This is a genomic window from Streptomyces sp. NPDC096152 (genome assembly GCF_044763235.1).
Lineage (GTDB): Bacteria > Actinomycetota > Actinomycetes > Streptomycetales > Streptomycetaceae > Streptomyces.
This window is the reverse complement of record NZ_JBIWFW010000001.1, coordinates 455150-476391: the sequence shown is the minus strand read 5'-3', so window position 1 is coordinate 476391 and position 21242 is coordinate 455150. Positions and strand designations below refer to the sequence as shown.

At 73.6% G+C, this 21242-nt stretch carries 17 protein-coding genes; 4 read left to right on the top strand and 13 right to left on the bottom strand.

Annotated elements, in window-relative coordinates; all coding sequences use genetic code 11:
* Positions 1–30 precede the first annotated feature (30 nt).
* The 7 genes from ACIQ9G_RS02070 to hrcA form a co-directional block, all read right to left on the bottom strand.
* Positions 31–3198 carry a S41 family peptidase gene (locus ACIQ9G_RS02070; protein WP_403606726.1) on the bottom strand — a complete coding sequence of 1056 codons (3168 nt, stop codon included), beginning with the start codon at positions 3196–3198 and terminating at the stop codon, positions 31–33.
* 211 nt (positions 3199–3409) lie between these two features.
* The gene (locus ACIQ9G_RS02065; protein WP_403604881.1) at positions 3410–3985 is read right to left on the bottom strand and encodes a hypothetical protein; all 576 of its coding nucleotides are present in this window, start codon (positions 3983–3985) and stop codon (positions 3410–3412) included.
* Positions 3986–4118: 133 nt separating this feature from the next.
* Positions 4119–4511 carry a VOC family protein gene (locus tag ACIQ9G_RS02060; protein ID WP_403604878.1) on the bottom strand — a complete coding sequence of 131 codons (393 nt, stop codon included), beginning with the start codon at positions 4509–4511 and terminating at the stop codon, positions 4119–4121.
* Positions 4512–4527: 16 nt separating this feature from the next.
* Positions 4528–5268: a 16S rRNA (uracil(1498)-N(3))-methyltransferase gene (locus tag ACIQ9G_RS02055; RefSeq protein ID WP_403604875.1), complete on the bottom strand. Its 741-nt coding sequence runs from the start codon at positions 5266–5268 to the stop codon at positions 4528–4530.
* Entirely contained in the window at positions 5265–6353 is a 1089-nt protein-coding gene (locus ACIQ9G_RS02050; protein WP_403604872.1) for a nitronate monooxygenase, read from the bottom strand. The genes ACIQ9G_RS02055 and ACIQ9G_RS02050 overlap by 4 nt, the downstream gene beginning before the upstream one ends.
* Before the next feature lie 255 nt (positions 6354–6608).
* Positions 6609–7742, bottom strand: a complete 1134-nt coding sequence (gene dnaJ, locus ACIQ9G_RS02045; RefSeq protein WP_403604869.1) for a molecular chaperone DnaJ — start codon at positions 7740–7742, stop codon at positions 6609–6611.
* Complete coding sequence (hrcA, locus tag ACIQ9G_RS02040) at positions 7743–8759, bottom strand: heat-inducible transcriptional repressor HrcA (protein WP_403604866.1); 1017 nt, start codon at positions 8757–8759, stop codon at positions 7743–7745.
* A gap of 193 nt (positions 8760–8952) precedes the next feature.
* Between hrcA and ACIQ9G_RS02035 the strand changes: the two genes are divergently transcribed.
* Together ACIQ9G_RS02035 and ACIQ9G_RS02030 are read left to right on the top strand one after the other, a co-directional pair.
* Entirely contained in the window at positions 8953–9678 is a 726-nt protein-coding gene (locus tag ACIQ9G_RS02035) for an MBL fold metallo-hydrolase (protein WP_403604863.1), read from the top strand.
* A gap of 32 nt (positions 9679–9710) precedes the next feature.
* On the top strand, positions 9711–10511 hold the full coding sequence (locus ACIQ9G_RS02030) for a DUF3097 domain-containing protein (RefSeq protein ID WP_403604860.1): 801 nt from the start codon (positions 9711–9713) through the stop codon (positions 10509–10511).
* A gap of 54 nt (positions 10512–10565) precedes the next feature.
* Here the strand turns inward: ACIQ9G_RS02030 and hemW are convergent, their stop codons facing one another.
* The gene (gene hemW / locus ACIQ9G_RS02025; protein WP_403604857.1) at positions 10566–11798 is read right to left on the bottom strand and encodes a radical SAM family heme chaperone HemW; all 1233 of its coding nucleotides are present in this window, start codon (positions 11796–11798) and stop codon (positions 10566–10568) included.
* Positions 11799–12038: 240 nt separating this feature from the next.
* On the bottom strand, positions 12039–13973 hold the full coding sequence (locus ACIQ9G_RS02020; RefSeq protein ID WP_403604854.1) for a SpoIIE family protein phosphatase: 1935 nt from the start codon (positions 13971–13973) through the stop codon (positions 12039–12041).
* 219 nt (positions 13974–14192) lie between these two features.
* Between ACIQ9G_RS02020 and ACIQ9G_RS02015 the strand changes: the two genes are divergently transcribed.
* Positions 14193–14774, top strand: coding sequence for a two-component system response regulator (locus tag ACIQ9G_RS02015; RefSeq protein WP_403604851.1), 582 nt, complete (start codon positions 14193–14195; stop codon positions 14772–14774).
* A 50-nt stretch (positions 14775–14824) separates the two neighbouring features.
* Here the strand turns inward: ACIQ9G_RS02015 and ACIQ9G_RS02010 are convergent, their stop codons facing one another.
* Both ACIQ9G_RS02010 and lepA read right to left on the bottom strand, forming a co-directional pair.
* Complete coding sequence (locus ACIQ9G_RS02010; RefSeq protein ID WP_403604848.1) at positions 14825–16699, bottom strand: AMP-dependent synthetase/ligase; 1875 nt, start codon at positions 16697–16699, stop codon at positions 14825–14827.
* 248 nt (positions 16700–16947) lie between these two features.
* Positions 16948–18816, bottom strand: a complete 1869-nt coding sequence (lepA, locus tag ACIQ9G_RS02005) for a translation elongation factor 4 (protein WP_403604845.1) — start codon at positions 18814–18816, stop codon at positions 16948–16950.
* 266 nt (positions 18817–19082) lie between these two features.
* Here lepA and rpsT point away from each other — a divergent pair, with 266 nt between their 5' ends.
* A complete protein-coding gene (rpsT, locus tag ACIQ9G_RS02000) occupies positions 19083–19349 on the top strand; it encodes a 30S ribosomal protein S20 (RefSeq protein ID WP_356180869.1) in 267 nt (88 codons plus the stop codon).
* Between the two features lie 306 nt (positions 19350–19655).
* On the opposite strand, the gene holA is transcribed toward rpsT, so the two are convergent.
* Positions 19656–20645 carry a DNA polymerase III subunit delta gene (gene holA, locus ACIQ9G_RS01995; RefSeq protein ID WP_403604841.1) on the bottom strand — a complete coding sequence of 330 codons (990 nt, stop codon included), beginning with the start codon at positions 20643–20645 and terminating at the stop codon, positions 19656–19658.
* A 344-nt stretch (positions 20646–20989) separates the two neighbouring features.
* Positions 20990–21235, bottom strand: coding sequence for a hypothetical protein (locus tag ACIQ9G_RS01990; protein ID WP_403604838.1), 246 nt, complete (start codon positions 21233–21235; stop codon positions 20990–20992).
* Between the last annotated feature and the right edge of the window lie 7 nt (positions 21236–21242).

Below are 21242 nucleotides of genomic sequence, written 5' to 3'. Positions count from 1 at the left end.
TCACGCCGGTTGATCGCGTACGGGGGCATGCTATCGAGCCGTGCGCCGGCCGGGCTCCGGCAAGTCCGGCGGCGTCTTCGCCGGGCTGTCCTCCAGCGCGGCCAGCGCCAGCGAGATCGCCTCGTCGAGCTGGACGTCCCGCCCCGCGGCGTGGTCCTGCGGGCGCTGCACCACCTCGACGTCCGGGTCCACCCCGTGGTTCTCCACGCCCCAGCCCTGGCCCTCCAGCCAGAACGCGTACTTGGGCTGGGTGATCAGCGTGCCGTCGACCAGGTGGTAGCGGCTGTCGATGCCGATGACGCCGCCCCAGGTGCGGGTGCCGACCACCGGGCCGATGCCGAGCGCCCTGATCGCCGCGTTGACGATGTCGCCGTCGGAGCCGGAGAACTCGTTGGCGACCGCGACCACGGGACCGCGGGGCGCGTCCTGCGGGTAGCTGTACGGCCGCATCCCGCGCGGCACGCCCCAGCCGACGATCCGCCGGGCCAGCTTCTCCACGACCAGCTGGGAGGTGTGGCCGCCGCGGTTCTCCCGCACGTCGACGACGAGTCCCTCGCGGGCCACCTCCACGCGCAGGTCGCGGTGGATCTGCGCCCAGCCGGGCGCCTGCATGTCGGGCACGTGCAGATAACCGAGGCGGCCGCCGGACTTCTCGTGGACGTAGGCCCTGCGGTCGGCCACCCACGCGTGGTAGCGCAGCGGCTCCTCGTCCGCGAGGGGCACCACCACCGCGTGCCGCGCCTCGCCCCCGCCGGACGGCGAGACGGTCAGCTCGACGGGCTTGCCGGCCGTGCCGACCAGCAGCGGCCCGGGCCCGGTCACCGGGTCGACCGGCTGCCCGCCCACCGCCGCGATCGCGTCCCCGGCACGCACCGCCACCCCGGGCGCCGCGAGCGGGCTGCGCCCGTCCGGGTCCGAGGTCTCCGCGGGCAGGATCCGGTCGATGCGCCAACTGCCGTCCTCGTGGCGGGAGATGTCCGCGCCGAGCAGCCCCTGCCGGGGCCCGCGGCCGTAGCCGCCGTCCGCCATGACGTAGGCGTGCGAGGTGCCGAGCTCGCCGTGCACCTCCCACAGCAGGTCCATCAGGTCGTCGTGGGTGGCGAGGCGGTCGAGGACCGGCCGGTACCGGCCGAGGACGCCGTCCCAGTCGACGCCGCCCATGTCCGCCCGCCAGAAGTGGTCCCGCATCAGGCGGCCGGTCTCCTCGTACATCTGCCGCCACTCGGCTGCCGGGTCGACGGTCTGCCGGACCCGGCCGAGGTCCACGGTGATGTTCGAGTCGCTGTCGTCGTCGTTCGAGGCGCGCCGGTCGCTGGGGACGACCTTCAGCTTGCCGTCGGTCCACAGCAGGACCCGCTTGCCGTCGCCGCTGACCTCGAAGTGGTCGGCGTCGGCGGCGAGGTGCTCCAGGCGCTGCTGGGCGAGGTCGTAGCGCTCCAGCTCGGTCTTCGGGTCGGGGTCGTCGGGCGTGGCGCGGGTGGCACCGAGGACGCCGCGCACCGGGTGCCGCAGCCACAGCACGCCGTCCTTGGCGGCGCGCAGGGTGGAGTAGCGGGCGGCCTCTACGGGGAAGGGCACGATCCGGTCGGCCAGGCCCTCCAGGTCGATGCGGGTGGCCGGGGTGCCCTCGCTCTCGGGCGTCTCGTCCTTGTCCGGGGCCTCGAAGGAGCGCCCGTGCCGCTGCGGCCCGAACGGCGACGGCGTGGTCGCCGCCAGGGTGATCAGATGCGGGCGGCAGCCCTCCACGAAGGCCAGGTCGAAGACGTGCTCGTCGTAGACCGGGTCGAAGGAGCGGCTGGACAGGAAGGCCAGGTGCTTGCCGTCCAGGGTGAACGCGGGCGCGTAGTCCTGGAAGCGCAGCGGGGTCGCCTCGCTGACCGACAGGTCGGTGGTGTTGGCGAGCCGGAGCTGGCAGAGCGGGCGCGGGCCGGGGTGCGACCAGGCGAGCCAGCCGGAGTCGGGCGAGAAGGCGAGGTCGCCGACGTCGCCGTCCTCGCTGCGGTCGACCTCGCGCACCTCCCCCGTCTCCCGTTCGACGAGCAGCAGCCGCCCGTCGTGCGAGGCGACGGCGGCGCGGCTGCCGTCGGGGGCCATGGCGAGCTCCAGGACGCGGCCGAGCTGCCCGGCGGCGAGCCGGCGCGGGGTCGCGCCGACGGCGACGCCGGTGGCGGGCGCGAACTCCAGGGCGTCCTCGCCCTCGGCGTCCGTCACCCACACCACCCACTCCTCCCCGTCCGCGCGGAAGGTGTGCGGCAGCCGGGCCCGTACCCCGGGCCGCGCGGCGAGCGCGCGGGCCGGGCCGGAGCGGTGGGTGACCCAGTGGACGGCGCCGCGCACGGCCACCGCGCTGCCGCGCGCGGTGTGGTCGGGCGAGGCGTGGTCGAACCAGCGGGCGGCGCTCACCGGGTGCGGCTGGAGGTCGACGCGGGAGCCGCCGAGCCGGACGTCCAGCCGGCGCGGCTCGGCGCCGTCGAGGTCGTCCAGCAGCCACAGCTCGCCGGCGCTGGCGTAGACGACGCGGCTGCCGTCGCCGGCCGCGTGCCGGGCGTAGAAACCGTCGAGGGGGGTGTGCCGGCGCAGGTCGGAGCCGTCGGCGAGGGAGGAGTACAGCGCTCCGGTGCCCTCGTGGTCGGACAGGAAGGCCAGGCGCTCGCCCACCCACACCGGGCACTCGATGTTGCCGTCGAGGTCCTCGTGCAGCCGTACGAACTGCCCGTCGTCGGCGGGGTCGATCCACAGCTTGCCCGCGGTGCCGCCGCGGTAGCGCTTCCACCACGCCGCCTCGCGGCCCATCGGCGCGGACAGCAGCACGGTGTGCGGGCCGTGGGCGACGTCGCCGACGGGGCCGTAGGGCAGGGTGGTGGCCGGTCCCCCGTCGAGCGGGACGGCCCGCGCCCAGGTGCGGCGCAGGCTCGCCTGGCCCTGGGTGCTGATCGCGAGGACCTCGCCGTCCGGGGTCCAGCCGCACACCTGGGTCCGCCGGCTGCCCCAGTGCGTCAGGCGCCGGGCGGGGCCGCCGTCGACGGGGGCGGCGTGCACCTCGGGGGCGCCGTCGCGGGTGGAGGTCCAGGCGACCGTGGCGCCGTCGGGCGAGATGCGCGGGTGGGTCACCGGCACGTTGTCGGCGCTGACCCGCCACGCGCGGCCGCCGTCGAGCGGCGCGAGCCACACGTCGTCCTCGGCGGTGAAGGCGACCAACTCGCCGTGCAGGTGCGGGAACCGGAGATACGCCGACGCGGCGGAGGCGGCCGGCGGGGCGGACGACGCAGACGACGACGCCTTTGCTGACGATGTGGGCTGAGTCACCCGATCACCCTACGCAGCCACGGCACCCGTGGACAGGGGTTTCGATCACTTCCCCCGCAGGTCGGACCCGGACGGGACGGACCGACGCGGGAAGGGGGCGGCCTCACTTGCCCTCGACGGGCCAGCAGGTGGGGTCGCCCTTGCACCACAGGGTCCTGGTGACGGTCACCGTGACCGTCGGCCCGGGACCGTCGTGGGTGGGGCGGTGGGTGACGGGCGGGGCGTACGTCGGGCCGGGGGCGGCGTCGCAGTCGCCGAGGCCGTCGACGTGGAACCACACCTTGCCGCCCACCTTCGCGGTCAGGTTCCCGCGCACGCAGGCGCCGTCGACGGCGCGGGTGACCTCCCCGGTGACGGTGATCCTCCGGCCGTCGTCCGTCCGCCCCTGGCAGTCGACGGTGGCGACGGTGGTCACGGACGCCGAGGGCGCCCGCTTCCCCGGGGTGTACGCCTTGTTCCCGCCCTCGTAGCCGGCCGTGCAGGTCAGCCAGCGCACGGAGGCGTGCCGCCGGTTCAGTTCCGCGGTCGCGGTCCTGTCGGTCGTGTACGCCACCGCCGCGGAGCTCGGCCCGCCGGGGTCGCACGCGACGGCCCCGCCCACGGCGACCGCCGCGAGCCCCGCCACGGCCATCACCCGCCGCCCGCGCGGCCGTTGCCCGATACGCCTCGGTACCCCCATGCACGGCAGCCTGCCACCGGCCCGCCCCGCGCGGTAGAGCGCATACGGCCACACGCGCGCCGCCCGCCCCTCGGGCGTGGCCCCCACTCGGGGTGCGAGGCCGGCCCGCACGCACCGTGCCGGACCCCCGCGGTCAGCCGCGCAGCAGCAGCCACTCCTGGAGTTCGACGAGGTTGCCCTCGGGGTCCTTGAGGTGGGCCACGCGCATCCGGTCGGTCAGGGGGGCCGGGCCGTGCAGCAGGGTCCCGCCGCGGGCGGTGATCCGGGCGCAGGTCGCGTCGAGGTCGTCCACGCGCAGCACCACCAGCGAGCGGTGCCCGTTGGCCTCCTCGCCCAGTTCGCCCAGCACCCCGGCCATCATCGCCCGGTCCTGGAGGGCTATCCCCGCGGACCCGGTGGCCGGACTGAACTTCTCGTACGGCCCCTCCGCCGCCCCCGACTGCGGCTTCAGGCCGAGCACATCGGCGTAGAAGCTGTAGCAGGCGGCGAAGTCGCCGACGAGCAGCCGGACCTGTGCCAGTTCCACGGGCTCCCCCTTCGGGTCAGGACCACCGGCCGGTGCGGCCCAGGAGCAGGGCGGCCGCCGCCGTACCGGCGGTCGAGGTGCGCAACACGCTACGCCCGAGCCGGTACGGCCTCGCGCCCGCCCGTGCGAACAGCTCCAGCTCGTCCGGGGACACGCCACCCTCGGGCCCGACGACGAGGACGATCTCACCGGCGGTGGGGAGGGCGGTGGTGGCCAGCGGCTCCTCGCCGCTCTCGTGCAGCACGGCGGCGAAGTCGGCGCCGGCGAGCAGGGTGGCGACCTGTTTGGCCGTCGCCGCGTCCGCGACCTCGGGGAAGCGCACGCGGCGGGACTGCTTGCCGGCCTCACGGGCGGTGGACCGCCACTTGCCGAGCGCCTTCAGCCCGCGGTCGCCCTTCCACTGCGTGATGCAGCGGGAGGCGGCCCACGGCACGATCGCGTCGACGCCGACCTCGGTCATGGTCTCCACGGCCAGCTCGCCCCGGTCGCCCTTGGGGAGCGCCTGGACGACGGTGATCCGGGGGGACGGGGCGGGCTCCTCGGTCACGGACTCCAGGTCCGTGACCACCAGCCGGTCCTTGCCCTCGGCGGCCTTCACCACGCCCTCGACCCAGCGTCCGCGCCCGTCGGTGAGGATGACGTCCTCCCCGGGGCGCAGCCGCTTGACGGAGACCGCGTGCCGGCCTTCGGGGCCGTCGAGCACGAACTCCGGCCCGATCCGGTCGAGTCGGTCGACGACGAACACCGGCGCGGTCATCGCACCTCACCTCCGGCCGTGGGGAAGCCCGACAACGCCGCCCGGGCGGCGTCCAGTTCGGCCGCCAGCACCTCCACCAGCCGCCCGGCGGGCAGGTCGCGGGCCATGCGGTGGCCGTGCCCGGCCCACAGCGCCATGGCCTGCGCGTCGCCCGCCTTCGCGGCCGCCTTGCGCAGCGGCGCGGTGAGGTGGTGGATCTCGGGATAGGCGGCGGGCGCGTAGGGGCCGTGCTCCCGCAGGAAGCGGTTGACCAGGCCGCGCGCCGGGCGTCCGGAGAACGCGCGGGTCAGCTCCGTGCGGGGGAAGACGGGGTCGGTCAGCGCCTCCTTGTGGAGGGCGTGCGCGCCGGACTCGGGGGTGGCGATGAACGCCGTGCCCAGCTGGGCCGCGCTCGCGCCCGCCGCGAGGACCGCGGCGATCTGGCTGCCGCGCATGATGCCGCCCGCGGCGACGACCGGGATGTCCACCGTCTCGCGGACCTGCGCGACGAGCGCGAGCACGCCGGTGCCGGGGCAGCCGTTCTCGGGCAGGTCGCGGTGGCTGCCCTGGTGACCGCCGGCCTCCAGGCCCTGCGCGATCACCACGTCCGCGCCGGCCTGCCGCACGGCGAGCGCCTCCTCGGGGGTGGTCGCCGTGACGAGGACGAAGGTGCCCGCGCGGTGCAGAGCGTCGACCACCTCGGGGGCGGGGACGCCGAAGTGGAAGGAGACCACCGGCACGGGGTTGTCCAGGAGCACGGCGAGCTTGGTGTCGTAGCCGTCGTCGCGTCCGCTGTCCGGGTCGCCGAGTTCGGTCTCGTACCAGGTGGCCTCGCCGGCCAGCTGGTGGGCGTAGAGGTCGACGGCGCCGGACTCGGCGTAGTCCGGCTGCGGCACGAAGAGGTTCACGCCGAAGGGGCGGCCGGTCAGCCCGCGCAGTTGCTTGATCTCCTGGTACATCCCGTCGGCGGTCTTGTAGCCCGCGGCGAGGAACCCGAGCCCGCCCGCCTCGGACACGGCGGCGGCGAGCCGCGGCACGGAGACTCCGCCCGCCATGGGGGCCTGCACGATCGGATACGGGAAGAGATCGGTCAGTGCGGTGGACATGCCCGCATGGTGTCACGTCCGGCCCACCGCACCGCATCCGGCCGTCCCCCCGGCGGTCCGGGCGGACGGCCGGGGGGGCGGCCGGAGAGGCCGAACAGAGCCGGAAACGAAGCCGGCTCGGCGCCCCCGTGAACGGAGTCGCCTCAGCGCCCGTCGAACGCGTCCTTCAGCCGGGAGAACAGGGCCTGCCGGCCCGGCTGACCGTGTCCGCCCGGGGGACAACCCCCGGAACCCCGGCCGAGGCCGCAACCCGGCTCAGCGCCCGTTGAACGCGTCCTTCAAGCGGGAGAACAGGCCCTGCTGGCCCGGCTGGAACTGGCCCTGGGGCCGTTCCTCGCCGCGCAGCTTGGCGAGTTCGCGCAGCAGGCGTTCCTGCTCGGGGTCGAGCTTGGTCGGGGTCTGCACCTCGACGTGCACGATGAGGTCGCCCCGGCCGCCGCCGCGCAGGTGCGTGACGCCCCGGCCGTGCAGCGGGATCGACTGGCCGGACTGGGTGCCCGGGCGGATGTCGACCTCCTCCATGCCGTCCAGGGTCTCCAGCGGCACCTTGGTGCCGAGGGCCGCCGCGGTCATCGGGATGGTGACCGTGCAGTGCAGGTCGTCGCCGCGCCGCTGGAAGGTCTGGTGCGGCAGCTCGTGGATCTCGACGTACAGGTCGCCGGCGGGGCCGCCGCCGGGGCCGACCTCGCCCTCGCCCGCGAGCTGGATGCGGGTGCCGTTGTCGACACCGGCCGGGATCTTCACGGTCAGGGTGCGGCGCGACCGCACCCGGCCGTCGCCCGCGCACTCCGGGCACGGGGTGGGCACGACGGTGCCGAAGCCCTGGCACTGCGGGCACGGGCGCGAGGTCATGACCTGGCCCAGGAAGGACCGGGTGACCTGCGAGACCTCACCGCGGCCGCGGCACATGTCGCAGGTCTGGGCGGTGGTGCCCGGGGCCGCGCCCTCGCCGTTGCAGGTGTTGCAGACGACGGCCGTGTCGACCTGGATGTCCTTGGTGGTGCCGAAGGCCGCCTCGTCCAGCTCGATCTCCAGCCGGATCATGGCGTCCTGGCCCCGGCGGGTGCGCGAGCGCGGCCCGCGCTGCGACGCCGTGCCGAAGAACGCGTCCATGATGTCGGAGAAGTTTCCGAAGCCGCCCGCGCCGAAGCCGCCCGCACCGCCGCCCGCCTGCGAGAGCGGGTCGCCGCCGAGGTCGTAGACCTGCTTCTTCTGCGGGTCCGACAGCACCTCGTAGGCGGCGTTGATCTCCTTGAACCGCTCCTGGGTCTTCGGATCCGGGTTGACGTCCGGGTGCAGCTCGCGCGCGAGCCGCCGGAAGGCCTTCTTGATCTCTTCCTGCGACGCGTCGCGACGCACGCCGAGTACGGCGTAGTAGTCCGTGGCCACCTAGGACTCCGCCAGGATCTGTCCGACGTACCGTGCCACTGCGCGTACCGCTCCCATCGTTCCCGGGTAGTCCATGCGGGTCGGTCCGACCACGCCGAGCTTGGCGACTGCCTCGCCGCCCGAACCGTAGCCCACCGACACCACGGATGTGGAGTTGAGTCCCTCGTAGGCGTTCTCGTGACCGATGCGCACCGTCATGCCCGGATCCTTCGTCTCGCCCAGCAGCTTCAGGAGCACCACCTGCTCCTCCAGCGCCTCGAGGACGGGCCGGATGGTGAGCGGGAAGTCGTGCGGGAAGCGGGTCAGGTTGGCGGTGCCGCCGATGATCAGCCGCTCCTCGTTCTCCTCCACGAGGGTCTCCAGGAGGGTGGACAGCACCGTCGAGACCGTGCCCCGGTCCTCGACGTCGAAGGCGTCCGGCAGGTCCTCGACGAGCTGCGGCACGTCCGCGAAGCGGCGGCCGGCGACCCGGCTGTTCAGCCGCGCGCGCAGGTCCGCCAGGGACGCCTCGCCGAAGGGGACCGGGCAGTCGACCATGCGCTGCTCGACCCGGCCGGTGTCCGTGATCAGCACGAGCATCAGACGCGCGGGCGCGAGCGACAGCAGTTCCACGTGCCGCACGGTCGAGCGGGTCAGCGAGGGGTACTGCACGACGGCGACCTGCCGGGTCAGCTGCGCCAGCAGCCGCACCGTGCGGGCGACCACGTCGTCGAGGTCGACGGCGCCGTCGAGGAAGTTCTGGATCGCCCGGCGCTCCGGCGCGGTCATCGGCTTGACCCCGGCCAGCTTGTCGACGAAGAGGCGGTACCCCTTGTCGGTGGGGATGCGTCCGGCGCTGGTGTGCGGCTGGGCGATGTAGCCCTCGTCCTCCAGGGCCGCCATGTCGTTGCGGACCGTGGCGGGCGAGACACCGAGGTTGTGCCGCTCGGTCAGGGCCTTGGAGCCCACCGGCTCCTCGGTGCCCACGTAGTCCTGGACGATGGCGCGCAGCACCTGGAGCCTTCGTTCGCTGAGCATCGCGCACACCTCCAGAAGTCGTCCCGTGGCTCCTTGCCTGGCACTCGACGCATACGAGTGCCAGCTTTACCCGGCCCAGTGTACGGCTGTGGGGTACGCCCGCGGCAAGGCCGGTCCGGCGACGGCCTGCGAGGTCGTGCCGCGACCGCCGTCACGGCTGGGCCCGGACGGCCGTCACGGCTAGCGTCGCCGTATGACGGTGACTTGGGAAGAGCTGGGGTGGGAGCGGCTGGCGGACGGGGTAGGCCGCTGCCGCCTTCCGGTGTGGGACTGCACCGTGGGCCTGGTCCTCGGCGAGGACGGCGCGCTGATGGTCGACGCCGGGTCGAGCCTGGCGGAGGGGGTCCGGCTGCGCCGGGAGGCGGAGCGGCTGGCCGGCGGCCGTGTGCGGTTTCTCGCACTCACACATCCGCACTTCGACCACGTCTTCGGCGCGGCCGTGTTCGCGGGCGCGCACGTCTTCGCCGCAGGCGGCTCCCGTGCGGTGTTCGAGGACGGAGGCGCGGAGCTGTGCGCGGACGCGGTGCGCAACGGGCTGGAGGCCGGGGCCGCCGAGGTGGCGGCGGACACCCTGGTCCGTCCCCGGGAGGAGGTCCGGGGCACGGCCGTCGTCGAGCTGAAGGGCGGCCGGGAGGTGCTGCTGCACGACGTCGGCCCGGGGCACACCCGGCACGACCTCGCCGTCGTGGTGCCGGGCGACCCGGATGTGGTCTTCTGCGGCGACCTGGTCGAGGAGTCCGGGGAGCCGCAGGCCGGTACCGACGCCGTGCCATCGCGGTGGCCGGCCGCCCTGGACCGGCTGCTGGACCTGGGGGGCGAGGACGCGCTGTACGTGCCCGGTCACGGCGCGGTGGTGGACGCGGCGTTCGTCCGGGCGCAGCGTGACGCCCTGGCGCGGCGTTTCGGCGTGTCGCGCTGATCGCCCGCGGCGTTCTCCCTATCGTCATTCGAATGCGCCAGTACTCCGCCGACCTGACCCCGCCGTGGAAGAAGTCCCGGCCCGTGCCGGAGGTGCCGGCGGAGCCGGGTCTGGTGGTGGAGGAGCCGGGTACGGGTTTCTGCGGGGCCGTGGTCGGCTGCGAGGCCGGCACGGTGACGCTGGAGGACCGCTTCGGCAAGCACCGGGTCTTCCCGCTCCAGCCTGGCGGCTTCCTGCTGGAGGGCCGCGTGGTGACGCTGGCGAAGCCGGCGTCGGGGCCGGTGCGGCCCACCCGTACGGCGTCCGGTTCGGTCGCCGTGCCCGGCGCCCGCGCGCGGGTGGCCCGCGCCGGGCGGATCTACGTGGAGGGGCGGCACGACGCCGAGCTGGTCGAGAAGGTGTGGGGCGACGACCTGCGCGTCGAGGGCGTGGTCGTCGAGTACCTGGAGGGCGTGGACGACCTGCCGTCGATCGTGGCGGACTTCGCACCCGGCCCCGACGCCCGCCTGGGCGTCCTGGTGGACCACCTGGTGCCGGGCAGCAAGGAGTGGCGCATCGCCGAGGCGGTGACCGACGAGCACGCGCTGGTCGTGGGCCATCCGTACATCGACGTCTGGGAGGCCGTGAAGCCGTCGTCCGTGGGCATCGACGCCTGGCCCCGGGTCCCGCACGGGCAGGACTGGAAGACGGGCGTGTGCCGCGCACTCGGCTGGCCGGAGAACACGGGCGCCGCCTGGCAGCGGATCCTCTCCCGGGTCGGCTCGTACCGGGACCTGGAGCCGGATCTGCTGGGATGTGTCGAGCGTCTCATCGACCACGTGACGGTGCCCTGAGGCACGTGACCGTTCCCCGAGGCCCGCGAAGCCGCGGCCGCGGGGGCCGGCCCCTCAGTCCACCAGGTCCCGCACCACCGCGTCGGCCAGCAGCCGGCCCCGCAGGGTGAGCACGGCGCGTCCCGCCTCGTACGGCCCCCGCTCCAGCAGACCGTCGGACAGCGCGCGGCGGGAGGCCGCGCGTCCCGCCTCCCGCAGCAGGGACAGCGGTACGCCCTCGCGCAGCCGCAGCTCCAGCAGGATCCGCTCCACCCGGCGGTCCTCGTCCGTGAGGAGCTCGCGGCCGGCGCCCGGGGAGCGGCCCCCGGCGAGGGCGGCGGCGTAGGCGCCCGGGTGCTTGACGTTCCACCAGCGCACGCCGCCCACGTGGCTGTGCGCGCCGGGGCCCGCGCCCCACCAGTCGGCGCCCCGCCAGTACAGCTCGTTGTGCAGGCAGCGGGCCGCCTCGGAGGTGGCCCAGTTGGAGACCTCGTACCACGCGAAGCCCGCCGCGGAGAGGGTCTCCTCCGCGATCAGGTAGCGGTCGGCGTGCACGTCGTCGTCGGTCGCCGGGATCTCGCCGCGGCGGATCCGGCGGGCGAGCTGCGTGCCCTCCTCGACGATCAGGGCGTACGCCGAGACGTGGTCGGGGCCGGCGCCCAGGGCCGCGTCCAGGGAGGCCCGCCAGTCGTCGTCCGACTCGCCGGGGGTGCCGTAGATCAGGTCGAGGTTGACGTGCTCGAAGCCCGCCGCGCGGGCCTGGGCGACGCACTCCTCGGGGCGGCCCGGGGTGTGCGTGCGGTCGAGGACCTTCAGCACGTGCTGCCGGGCGCTCTGCATACCGAAGGAGATCCGGTTGAAGCCGCCCTCCCGCAGGGCCGCCAGATACTCCGGGCCGACCGACTCGGGGTTGGCCTCCGTCGTCACCTCGGCGTCGGGCGCGAGGCCGAACTCGTCGCGGATCGCACGCAGCATCCGCACCAGGTCTTCCGCGGCCAGCAGGGTGGGCGTGCCGCCGCCGACGAATACGGTGCGGACCTCGCGCGGATCGTCGCCGAGGACCTTGCGGGCCAGGCGGATCTCGTCGGTCAGCGTCCCGGCGTAGTTGTCCCGGGAGGCGAGCACGCCGCCGGTGCCGCGCAGCTCGGTGGCGGTGTAGGTGTTGAAGTCGCAGTAGCCGCAGCGGGTCGCGCAGTAGGGCACGTGCAGGTAGAACCCGAGGGGCCGCTCGGCGGCTCCGGCGAGCGCCCGCGCGGGCAGCGCGCCGTCCTCGGGGACGGGCTCGCCGTCGGGAAGTGCGGAAGGCATGTCCTCCATTGTCCAGCACCGGCGCCGGGGCCCGGGCCGGGCGCCCGCTCCGAGGCGCTCACTCCCCGCCGGGGCCCGGCCGGGCGCCCGCCCTCGGCCGCACACGCCAGGCCCCCTGCCCTCGGCCGTACACCCCGGGCGTCCGCTCCGGGACGTTCGCTCCCCGCCGGGTTCCGACGGGGAGCCCGCCCTCGGCCGCACACGCCAGGCCCCTGCCCCCGGGCGCCCGCCCTCGGCCGCTCACTCCGCCTGGAGCACCATCAGCGCCAGGTCGTCCTCCGGGGGCCCGGCCCCGAACTCGTGCACCAGCCGCCGGATGCGCTCGGCGACCAGCTCCGCGTCCAGCCCGGCGCACCCGGCGAGGGCCGTGGCGAGTCCGTCGCCGTCGTCGAACTGACGGGAGCCGGAGCGCCGCTCGGTCACCCCGTCGGTGACGCACAGCAGGGTGTCGCCGGGCTCCAGCTCGCAGGTCTCGCTGGTGTACGTCTCGTCCTCGACGACGCCGAGCAGGGTCTGGGGGCGGGCGACCGTACGGACGTCGCCCTCGCGCCCGAGGAGCAGCGGCAGCGGGTGCCCGGCGCAGGCGAGGGTGCAGCGGACGCCGCCCTCGAAGGGGGCGAGCTCGCCGTAGAGAAGGGACAGGAAGCGGGTCTGCGGGCCGTCGCCGGGGGCGGGGGTGCGGCCGCCCGCGGCCACCAGGACCCGGGCGGCGGCGTCCGCGGCCTCGGTGGCGTCGTCGAGCAGCAGCTGGTTGAGGCGGTCCAGGACGTCGGCGACGCCGTAGCCCTCCCGGGCCAGCAGCCGCAGCCAGGGCCGGGCCAGCCCGATGACCACGGCTGCCTCGGGGCCCTTGCCCTGGACGTCGCCGACGGCGAAGCACCAGCGGCCGTCCCCGGCCGGGAAGAGGTCGTAGAAGTCGCCGCTCGGGCCGCCCTTGTCGCACGGCTCGTAGACCAGGGCGCTGCGCACCCCGGGGATCTGCGCGACCGCGCCGGGCAGCAGTCCGCGCTGCAGGACGGCGCTGATGGTGGCCTGGCGGGCGTACTGCCGGGCCGCGCCGACGGCGAGCGCGACCCGGCGGCCGAGGTCCTCGACCAGCCCGGTGATCTCGTCGGGGAAGCGCTGCAGCCCGGCCCGTCCGATGACCAGCGTGCCGAGCGGGCGGCCGCCCGCGATCAGGCGGTAGGCGAGCGCGGAGCCGTGGGCGCCTGCCGGGCCGAGGGCCTCCCCGGGCCAGGGGTAGGGAGCGGGGCCGGACCGTACGCCGTCGAGCGCGCGCGGCGGGTCCTTCTCCAGGGCCCGGCGCAGCTCCTCGATGCGGTTCTCGCTGCCGTGCCAGACGCGGGCGAGCCGCGGCCCCGCCGCACCGGTCCCGTCGACCCAGCCGCCGCGGGCGGTCGCCTCGTCCTCCAGCCACACCGCGCACCAGTCGGCCAGGCGCGGCACGATCAGCTGCCCGGTGAGCGCGGCGACCAGGTCCTCGTCGAGCTGCCCGGCGAGCAGGTCGGAGGCCTCGGCGAGGAAGGACAGGGCGCCGCGCCCGAGCCACTCCCGGTCCCACTCGGCGCGCCGCGACTCGGGGGCGAGGACCTGGGCCACGCCGAGGTGGCGCTGCCCGGCGTACTCCTCGCCCTCCTCGCCCTCGTCCCCCGTGTCGTCCGCGGGGCCGCCCTCGGCGGGCAGCCGCGCCCACACCGTCTTGGCACCGGTCCGGTAGGTGATGCCCCACTCCTCGGAGAGCGCCGCGACCAGGCGCAGGCCGCGGCCGTACTCCGGGGCCTGGTGCGCCGGGTCCGCGGAAGTGTCGCGAGGGGCGCGCGAGGGGTGGTGGTCGGACACCTGGACGACGAACGCGCCGCTGTCCGGCTCCAGTTGGCAGGCCAGCTCCACGTCGGTGCCGGCGTGCACGACGGCGTTGGTGACCAGCTCACTGACGACGACCAGGGCGTCCTCGGTCAGCCGGGCGGCGACGGCGTGGCCGTGTTCCGCCCACTCGGCCAGCGCCGTGCGCACCAGGGCGCGGGCGGAGCCGGGCGCGAGGGGGCCGCCGGGCAGGGTCGCCCGCGCCTGTGCGCGCCCGCCCGCGTCGAGGTGCGTGAGCACCTCGACGCCCGGGTGCGTGGGCACCTCGGAGGCACGGGCGACGGTCTCCCGCTGCGTGGGAATGACCCCCATCGGCAACTCCCCGAGAAGTTCGGACGAATACGCCTCGGTCGATGCGGACAGAGTGACAGACTGGCTGCACCCATAAGCGCCGAGTTACCGAACTGGGCCGCCTTGAGTGAGAACAGTGCCACGCGCCTGCTCGAAGAGGGACGGATTCCGGCCGAAGTCCGAGCACTCGCGGCGCGCCGCCCGCTCACCACGACCACGAACGAATGAGGCATCGTCAGCATGACCGCCGAGGGCACGGCCGACGACACGGCCGGCATCCTCCTCGTGGACGACATGGAGGACAACCTGACCGCCCTGGAGGCGGTCCTCAAACCCCTCGACCAGCCTCTGGTCCGGGCGCGTTCGGGCGAGGAGGCACTGGCGGCGCTGGCGCGGCGGCGGTTCGCCGTGGTCCTGCTGGATGTGCACATGCCGGGCATGGACGGTTTCGAGACGGCCGCGGGCATCAGGCGGCTGGAGGGGGCCAAGGACGTCCCGGTCGTCTTCCTGACCGCCGCGGAGGACAACCCCGGCTTCACCTTCCGCGGGTACGCCACGGGGGCCGCCGACTACCTGCGCAAGCCCTTCGACCCGTGGGTGCTGCGCGCCAAGGTCTCCGTCTTCCTCGACCTGCACCGCAAGAACCGGCAGCTGGAACGGATGCTGACGCAGGAGCAGGCGCACTGCGCCGCGGTGGCCGCCCGGCTGGCCGCGGTGGACGCGCTGCTGGCCGCCGACCCGCCGGACGTGCCGGAGGCACACCGGCAGGTCCGCGAACTGCACCGGCTGGTGGACTCGATCCGGCGGGAGCGGGGCCACTAGGGCCCGCGGGGGCGGGCCCCACAGGGACTCCGCTCCCGCCGTACGGCAGCTCAGGCCTCGCGGGTGCCCGCGTACATCTCGTCGATCAGGTGCTTGTACTCGCGCTCCACGACCGGCCGCTTCAGCTTCAGGCTCGGCGTGATCTCGCCGTGCTCGACGTCGAGGTCGCGCGGCAGGAGGCGGAACTTCTTGATGGTCTGCCAGCGCTGCAGGCCCTCGTTGAGCTGCTTCACGTAGCCGTCGACCATCTCGACCGTGGCGGGCGCGGCGACGACCTCCGCGTACGACTTGCCCGCGAGGCCGTTCTCCTTCGCCCACTCCATCAGGGAGACCTCGTCGAGGGCGATGAGCGCGGTGCAGAAGTTCCGGTCGGCGCCGTGCACCAGGATGTTGGAGACGTACGGGCACACCGCCTTGAACTGGCCCTCGACCTCGGCCGGCGCGATGTACTTGCCGCCGGAGGTCTTGATGAGGTCCTTCTTGCGGTCGGTGATGCGCAGGTAGCCGTCCGCGGACAGCTCGCCGATGTCCCCGGTGTGGAACCAGCCGTCCGTCTCCAGGACCTCGGAGGTCTTCTCGGGCAGCTTGTGGTAGCCCTGCATGATCCCGGGGCCGCGCAGCAGGATCTCGCCGTCGTCGGCGATGCGCACCTCCGTGCCGGGCAGCGGCTTGCCGACGGTGCCGGTGCGGTAGGCCTCGCCGGGGTTGACGAAGGAGGCGGCGGAGGACTCGGTCAGGCCGTAGCCCTCCAGGATGTGGATGCCGGCGCCGGCGAAGAAGTAGCCGATCTCCGGCGCGAGGGCGGCGCTGCCCGACACACAGGCCCGCAGGTTGCCGCCGAAGGCCTCGCGGATCTTGGCGAACACGAGGCGGTCGGCCACCTTGTGCTTGGAGGCCAGGCCGAACGGCACGGCGTGGGTGCCGGTGCGCTGGAAGTTGTCCTGCGAGACCTTGGCGTACTCGCGGGCCACCTCGGACGCCCACTGGAAGATCTTGTACTTGGCCGCGCCGCCCCCGCGCGCCTTGGCGGCGACGCCGTTGTAGACCTTCTCGAAGATGCGCGGGACGGCCGCCATGTACGTCGGCTGCACCACCGGCAGATTCTCGATGATCTTGTCCACACGGCCGTCGACGGCGGTGACGTGCCCGACCTCGATCTGGCCGGAGGTGAGGACCTTGCCGAAGACGTGCGCCAGCGGCAGCCACAGGTACTGCACGTCGTCACCGCCGACCAGCCCGGTCGCGGCGATCGCCTTCGCCATGTACGACCAGTTGTCGTGCGGCAGGCGGACACCCTTGGGGCGGCCGGTGGTGCCGGAGGTGTAGATGAGCGTGGCGAGCTGCTCCCGGGTGATCGCGCCGACCCGCTCCTTGATGAGCGAGGGGAGCTTCTCCAGGTGGGCGGCGCCGCGGCTCTCCAGCTCGGCGAGGGTGAGGACCCAGTCGCTCGTCTCCACGCCGGCCGGGTCGACGACGACGACGTGGTGCAGGTCGGGCAGCTCGGCGCGCTTCTCCAGCACCTTGGCCAGCTGCTCGGCGTTCTCCGCGATCAGGACCCGGCTCTCGGAGTCGGAGAGGATGAACGCCGACTCCTCGGCGTTGGTCTGCGGATAGATGGTGGACGTGGCCGCGCCGGCGCACATGATGCCCAGGTCGGCCAGGATCCACTCGATCCGGGTGGAGGAGGCGAGAGCGACCCGCTCCTCGGGCTGCACACCCAGCTCGATGAGCCCGGCCGCGATCGAGTAGACCCGCTCGGCGGCCTGCGCCCAGCTCAGCGACTTCCAGTCGTCCGGGCCCGTACCCGAGGAGGGGGGCACCGGATAGCGGTAGGCTTCGGCGTCCGGCGTGGCCGCCACGCGCTCCAGGAAGAGGGCCGCCACAGTCGGCGGACGGTTCTCGATCAGGGTCTGTGCGTCGCTCACGACATCCTCCGGGGCCCGCGGCAGTGCGGCTGGCTCAGTGCGGCTGGGGTGACTCGCGACCTTGTTTAACTCGCGAGTAACTATCGAGCAGGGATCAGAGTAAAGCGCGACCGGCCACCGCGTAAGGGGCAGCGGACTGTCACTTCCTACAGAGAGCTACCGCCCGCACGCACAGGGGCCCGCCGCGCTTTCGCATGACGGACCCCCTTTCCACCCGGTTTGCCGGGGCAACCGCGGGTAACCCCTGGTTACTTCTTGCCCTTGGTCGACCCCGCGCTGTCATCGCTGGAGAGGACCGCGATGAAGGCCTCCTGCGGAACCTCCACGGAACCCACCATCTTCATCCGCTTCTTGCCTTCCTTCTGCTTCTCCAGCAGCTTGCGCTTGCGGGAGATGTCGCCGCCGTAGCACTTGGCGAGGACGTCCTTGCGGATGGCGCGGATGGTCTCGCGGGCGATCACCCGCGAGCCGATGGCGGCCTGCACCGGCACCTCGAAGTTCTGCCGCGGGATCAGCTCCTTGAGCTTGGCGACGAGCCGCACGCCGTACGCGTACGCCTGGTCCTTGTGGGTGATCGCCGAGAAGGCGTCCACCTTGTCGCCGTGCAGCAGGATGTCCACCTTGACCAGGGAGCTGTTCTGCTCGCCGGTGGGCTCGTAGTCGAGGGAGGCGTAGCCGCGGGTCTTGGACTTCAGCTGGTCGAAGAAGTCGAAGACGATCTCCGCGAGCGGGAGCGTGTAGCGGATCTCGACGCGGTCCTCGGACAGGTAGTCCATGCCGAGCAGGGTGCCGCGCCGGGTCTGGCACAGCTCCATGATCGCGCCGATGAACTCGGTGGGCGCGAGGATCGTGGCCCGCACGACCGGCTCGTACACCTCCGCGAGCTTGCCCTCGGGGAACTCGCTCGGGTTGGTCACGGTGTGCTCGGTGTCGTCCTCCATGATCACGCGGTAGACCACGTTGGGCGCGGTGGCGATCAGGTCGAGCCCGAACTCGCGCTCCAGCCGCTCGCGGACCACGTCAAGGTGGAGCAGGCCGAGGAAGCCGACGCGGAAACCGAAGCCGAGGGCCGCGGAGGTCTCCGGCTCGTAGACCAGGGCGGCGTCGTTGAGCTGGAGCTTGTCCAGCGCCTCGCGCAGCTCGGGGTAGTCGGAGCCGTCCAGCGGATACAGGCCGGAGAAGACCATCGGCTTGGGGTCCTTGTAGCCGCCCAGCGGCTCCTGGGCGCCCTTGGCCTGGCTGGTGATCGTGTCACCGACCTTGGACTGGCGGACGTCCTTCACACCGGTGATGAGGTAGCCCACCTCGCCGACGCCGAGGCCGTCGGCCGGGAGCATCTCCGGCGAGTTGGTGCCGATCTCCAGCAGCTCGTGGGTGGCGCCGGTGGACATCATCCGGATCCGCTCGCGCTTGTTGAGCTTGCCGTCGACGACCCGGACGTAGGTGACCACGCCGCGGTAGGAGTCGTAGACCGAGTCGAAGATCATCGCGCGGGCGGGGGCGTCGGCGACGCCGACCGGGGCCGGGATCCGCTCGACGACCCGGTCCAGCAGCGCGTCGACGCCGAGACCGGTCTTGGCGGAGACCTTCAGCACGTCGCCGGGGTCGCACCCGATGAGGTTGGCGAGCTCCTCGGCGAACTTCTCCGGCTGGGCGGCCGGCAGGTCGATCTTGTTGAGGACCGGGATGATCGTGAGGTCGTTCTCCATCGCCAGGTAGAGGTTGGCGAGGGTCTGCGCCTCGATGCCCTGGGCGGCGTCGACGAGGAGGACGGTCCCCTCACAGGCGGCGAGCGACCGCGAGACCTCGTACGTGAAGTCGACGTGACCCGGGGTGTCGATCATGTTCAGGATGTGCGTGTTGCCCGGATCGCCGGTCGGGGCCCACGGCAGACGCACCGCCTGGGACTTGATCGTGATGCCGCGCTCGCGCTCGATGTCCATGCGGTCGAGGTACTGAGCGCGCATCTGCCGCTGCTCGACCACACCGGTCAGCTGGAGCATCCGGTCGGCCAGCGTGGACTTGCCGTGGTCGATGTGCGCGATGATGCAGAAGTTGCGGAGCAGAGCCGGGTCGGTACGGCTCGGCTCGGGCGCATGGAGAGGGGTCGCGGGCACGCAGGGTCCTGATTCTTGAGGCGTCCGCATACGTGTGCTTGTCCGTCTGCGGTCTCGGGTCGGATCGATACGTAGCCTCCATGGTCCCACGGCCGCGGACCGGTGACCGGTTTGGGCCACTCGGAGGGCCACTGGTACTCTGATGCGCTGTGTCTCATGCCCCTCCTCGGGAGGTCGTACGGGGCACGTCTTCAAGAAATCACCGGCGCGTGAGGCGGGCCGTCCGCGGTCCATCCTCGCGTGCCTGAATCTGTAGAGGCTCATTCGTGGCGAACATCAAGTCCCAGATCAAGCGGATCAAGACCAACGAGAAGGCCCGGCTGCGCAACAAGGCCGTCAAGTCCTCCCTGAAGACCGCGATCCGCAAGGCCCGTGAGGCTGCTGCCGCGGGTGACACCGCGAAGGCCACCGAGCTGCAGCGCGCTGCCGCGCGTGCGCTCGACAAGGCCGTCTCGAAGGGTGTCATCCACAAGAACCAGGCCGCCAACAAGAAGTCGGCGCTGGCTTCCAAGGTCGCTTCCCTCAAGGGCTGACCCACTCCTTGATCTGACCGCCGGCAGGACCCAGAGCGGGCCCTCTCTCATCCGCTCCCGGCCGGCACACCCGAGCTCGTACGCGGCCTGCGTTCGCCACGCGGGTACGGGCTCAACGGCGTGAACAGCGTGAACCGAAGACCCCGTCGCCCCTCCCTTTCCCCAGGGAGGGGGCGGGGTCTTCGGCGTGCGGGGGCGCCTCTTCCCCCGAGCGGGGGAGGGTCTTCGGCGTGCGGGGCCCCTCTCGCACCGAGCGGGGGAGGGTCTTCGGCGTGCGGGGCGCCTCTCGCACCGAGCGGGGCAGGGTCAGGCCCGGCCCCGGGAGCGAGCCGCGCGGGCGATGGTCACGACCGCCTTCTCCAGGGCGTACTCGGGGTCGTCCCCGCCGCCCTTGACCCCGGCGTCCGCCTCGGCCACCGATCGCAGCGCGACGGACACCGCGTCCGGCGTCCAGCCGCGCATCTGCTGCCGCACCCGGTCGATCTTCCACGGCGGCATCCCCAGCTCCCGCGCCAGGTCGGCGGGACGGCCACCCCGCGCGGACAGCAGCTTGCCGATCGCCCGCACGCCCTGCGCCAGCGCACTGGTGATCAGCACCGGCGCCACACCCGTCGCGAGCGACCAGCGCAGGGCCTCCAGCGCCTCGGCCGCCCGCCCCTCCACGGCCCGGTCGGCGACGGTGAAGCTGGAGGCCTCGGCCCGCCCCGTGTAGTACCGCCCGACGACCGCCTCGTCGATCGTGCCCTCGACGTCGGCGACCAGTTGCGCCACCGCCGACGCCAGCTCCCGCAGATCGCTGCCGATGGCGTCGGCCAGCGCCTGGCACGCCTCCGGCGTGGCCGACCTGCCGAGCCCGCGGAACTCGGCCCGCACGAAGGCCAGCCGGTCGGCCGGCTTCGTCATCTTCGGGCAGGCCACCTCCCGTGCGCCCGCCTTGCGTGCCGCGTCCAGCAGACCCTTGCCCTTGGCGCCGCCCGCGTGCAGCAGCACCAGCGTGATCTCCTCGGCGGGCGCCCCGAGATACGCCTTCACGTCCTTGACCGTGTCGGCCGACAGGTCCTGCGCGTTGCGTACGACCACGACCTTGCGCTCCGCGAAGAGCGACGGGCTGGTCAGCTCGGCGAGCGTGCCCGGCTGCAACTGGTCCGGAGTCAGGTCCCGTACGTCCGTGTCGGCGTCGGCGGCCCTGGCGGCGGCCACCACCTCCCGCACGGCACGGTCGAGCAGCAGGTCCTCCTGCCCCACGGCAAGCGTCACCGGGGCAAGCGGGTCGTCGTTCGCAGTGTTCCTGGCCATCGGCCCAAGCATCGCACGCGGCACCGACAACGGGGGTGGAGGCGGGAGGGGGTGGGGCGGAGGCACGGGCGGGGCGTCCACGTGGGCGGCGGTGGAGCAGCGGCGCGGGTGGGGGTGGGGTGGAGCGCCGGCGGGATGAGGGGCGGGGCGCTGGCGTGGGCGGGGCACCGGCTTGGGCGGGGTGGAGCGCCGGTGGGGTGGGACACCGGCAGAGTGAGGGCGCGGCGCCGGCGCGGGCGGGGTGGAGCGACGGCGGGGTGGGACGCGGGCAGAGTGAGGGCGCGGCACCGGCGCGGGGGACGTGGGCCGGGCGGGCCAGTGGGCCCGGCGGCGGGGCCGGAGTCCTACGGCTCCTCGCGCCAGCCGTCCCACTCCCCCGCGAACGTGTCCAGCTCCGCGGGGTCGAGCCGCTCCGTGTCGTCGCGCAGCAGTACGAGCCACTGCGCGTCCTCCGCGTCGTCCTCCCCGGCGAGGGCGTCCCGCACGATCCTCGGCTCCTCGTCGGTCCCGAACCGTTCGGCCAACGCCTGTGCGGCCTCCTCGGCGGCTTCGCGGTCCGGCAGCACCAGCACGTGTCTCACATCACTCACCCGGCCA

Bases quoted from the DNA above. Each gene is read 5' to 3' on its own strand.
- ACIQ9G_RS02065 (WP_403604881.1), bottom strand. From the start codon at position 3,985: ATGGGGGTACCGAGGCGTATCGGGCAACGGCCGCGCGGGCGGCGGGTG.
- ACIQ9G_RS02055 (WP_403604875.1), bottom strand. From the start codon at position 5,268: ATGACCGCGCCGGTGTTCGTCGTCGACCGACTCGACCGGATCGGGCCG.
- ACIQ9G_RS02050 (WP_403604872.1), bottom strand. From the start codon at position 6,353: ATGTCCACCGCACTGACCGATCTCTTCCCGTATCCGATCGTGCAGGCC.
- hrcA (WP_403604866.1), bottom strand. From the start codon at position 8,759: ATGCTCAGCGAACGAAGGCTCCAGGTGCTGCGCGCCATCGTCCAGGAC.
- ACIQ9G_RS02035 (WP_403604863.1), top strand. From the start codon at position 8,953: ATGACGGTGACTTGGGAAGAGCTGGGGTGGGAGCGGCTGGCGGACGGG.
- ACIQ9G_RS02030 (WP_403604860.1), top strand. From the start codon at position 9,711: ATGCGCCAGTACTCCGCCGACCTGACCCCGCCGTGGAAGAAGTCCCGG.
- hemW (WP_403604857.1), bottom strand. From the start codon at position 11,798: ATGCCTTCCGCACTTCCCGACGGCGAGCCCGTCCCCGAGGACGGCGCG.
- ACIQ9G_RS02020 (WP_403604854.1), bottom strand. From the start codon at position 13,973: ATGGGGGTCATTCCCACGCAGCGGGAGACCGTCGCCCGTGCCTCCGAG.
- ACIQ9G_RS02015 (WP_403604851.1), top strand. From the start codon at position 14,193: ATGACCGCCGAGGGCACGGCCGACGACACGGCCGGCATCCTCCTCGTG.
- holA (WP_403604841.1), bottom strand. From the start codon at position 20,645: ATGGCCAGGAACACTGCGAACGACGACCCGCTTGCCCCGGTGACGCTT.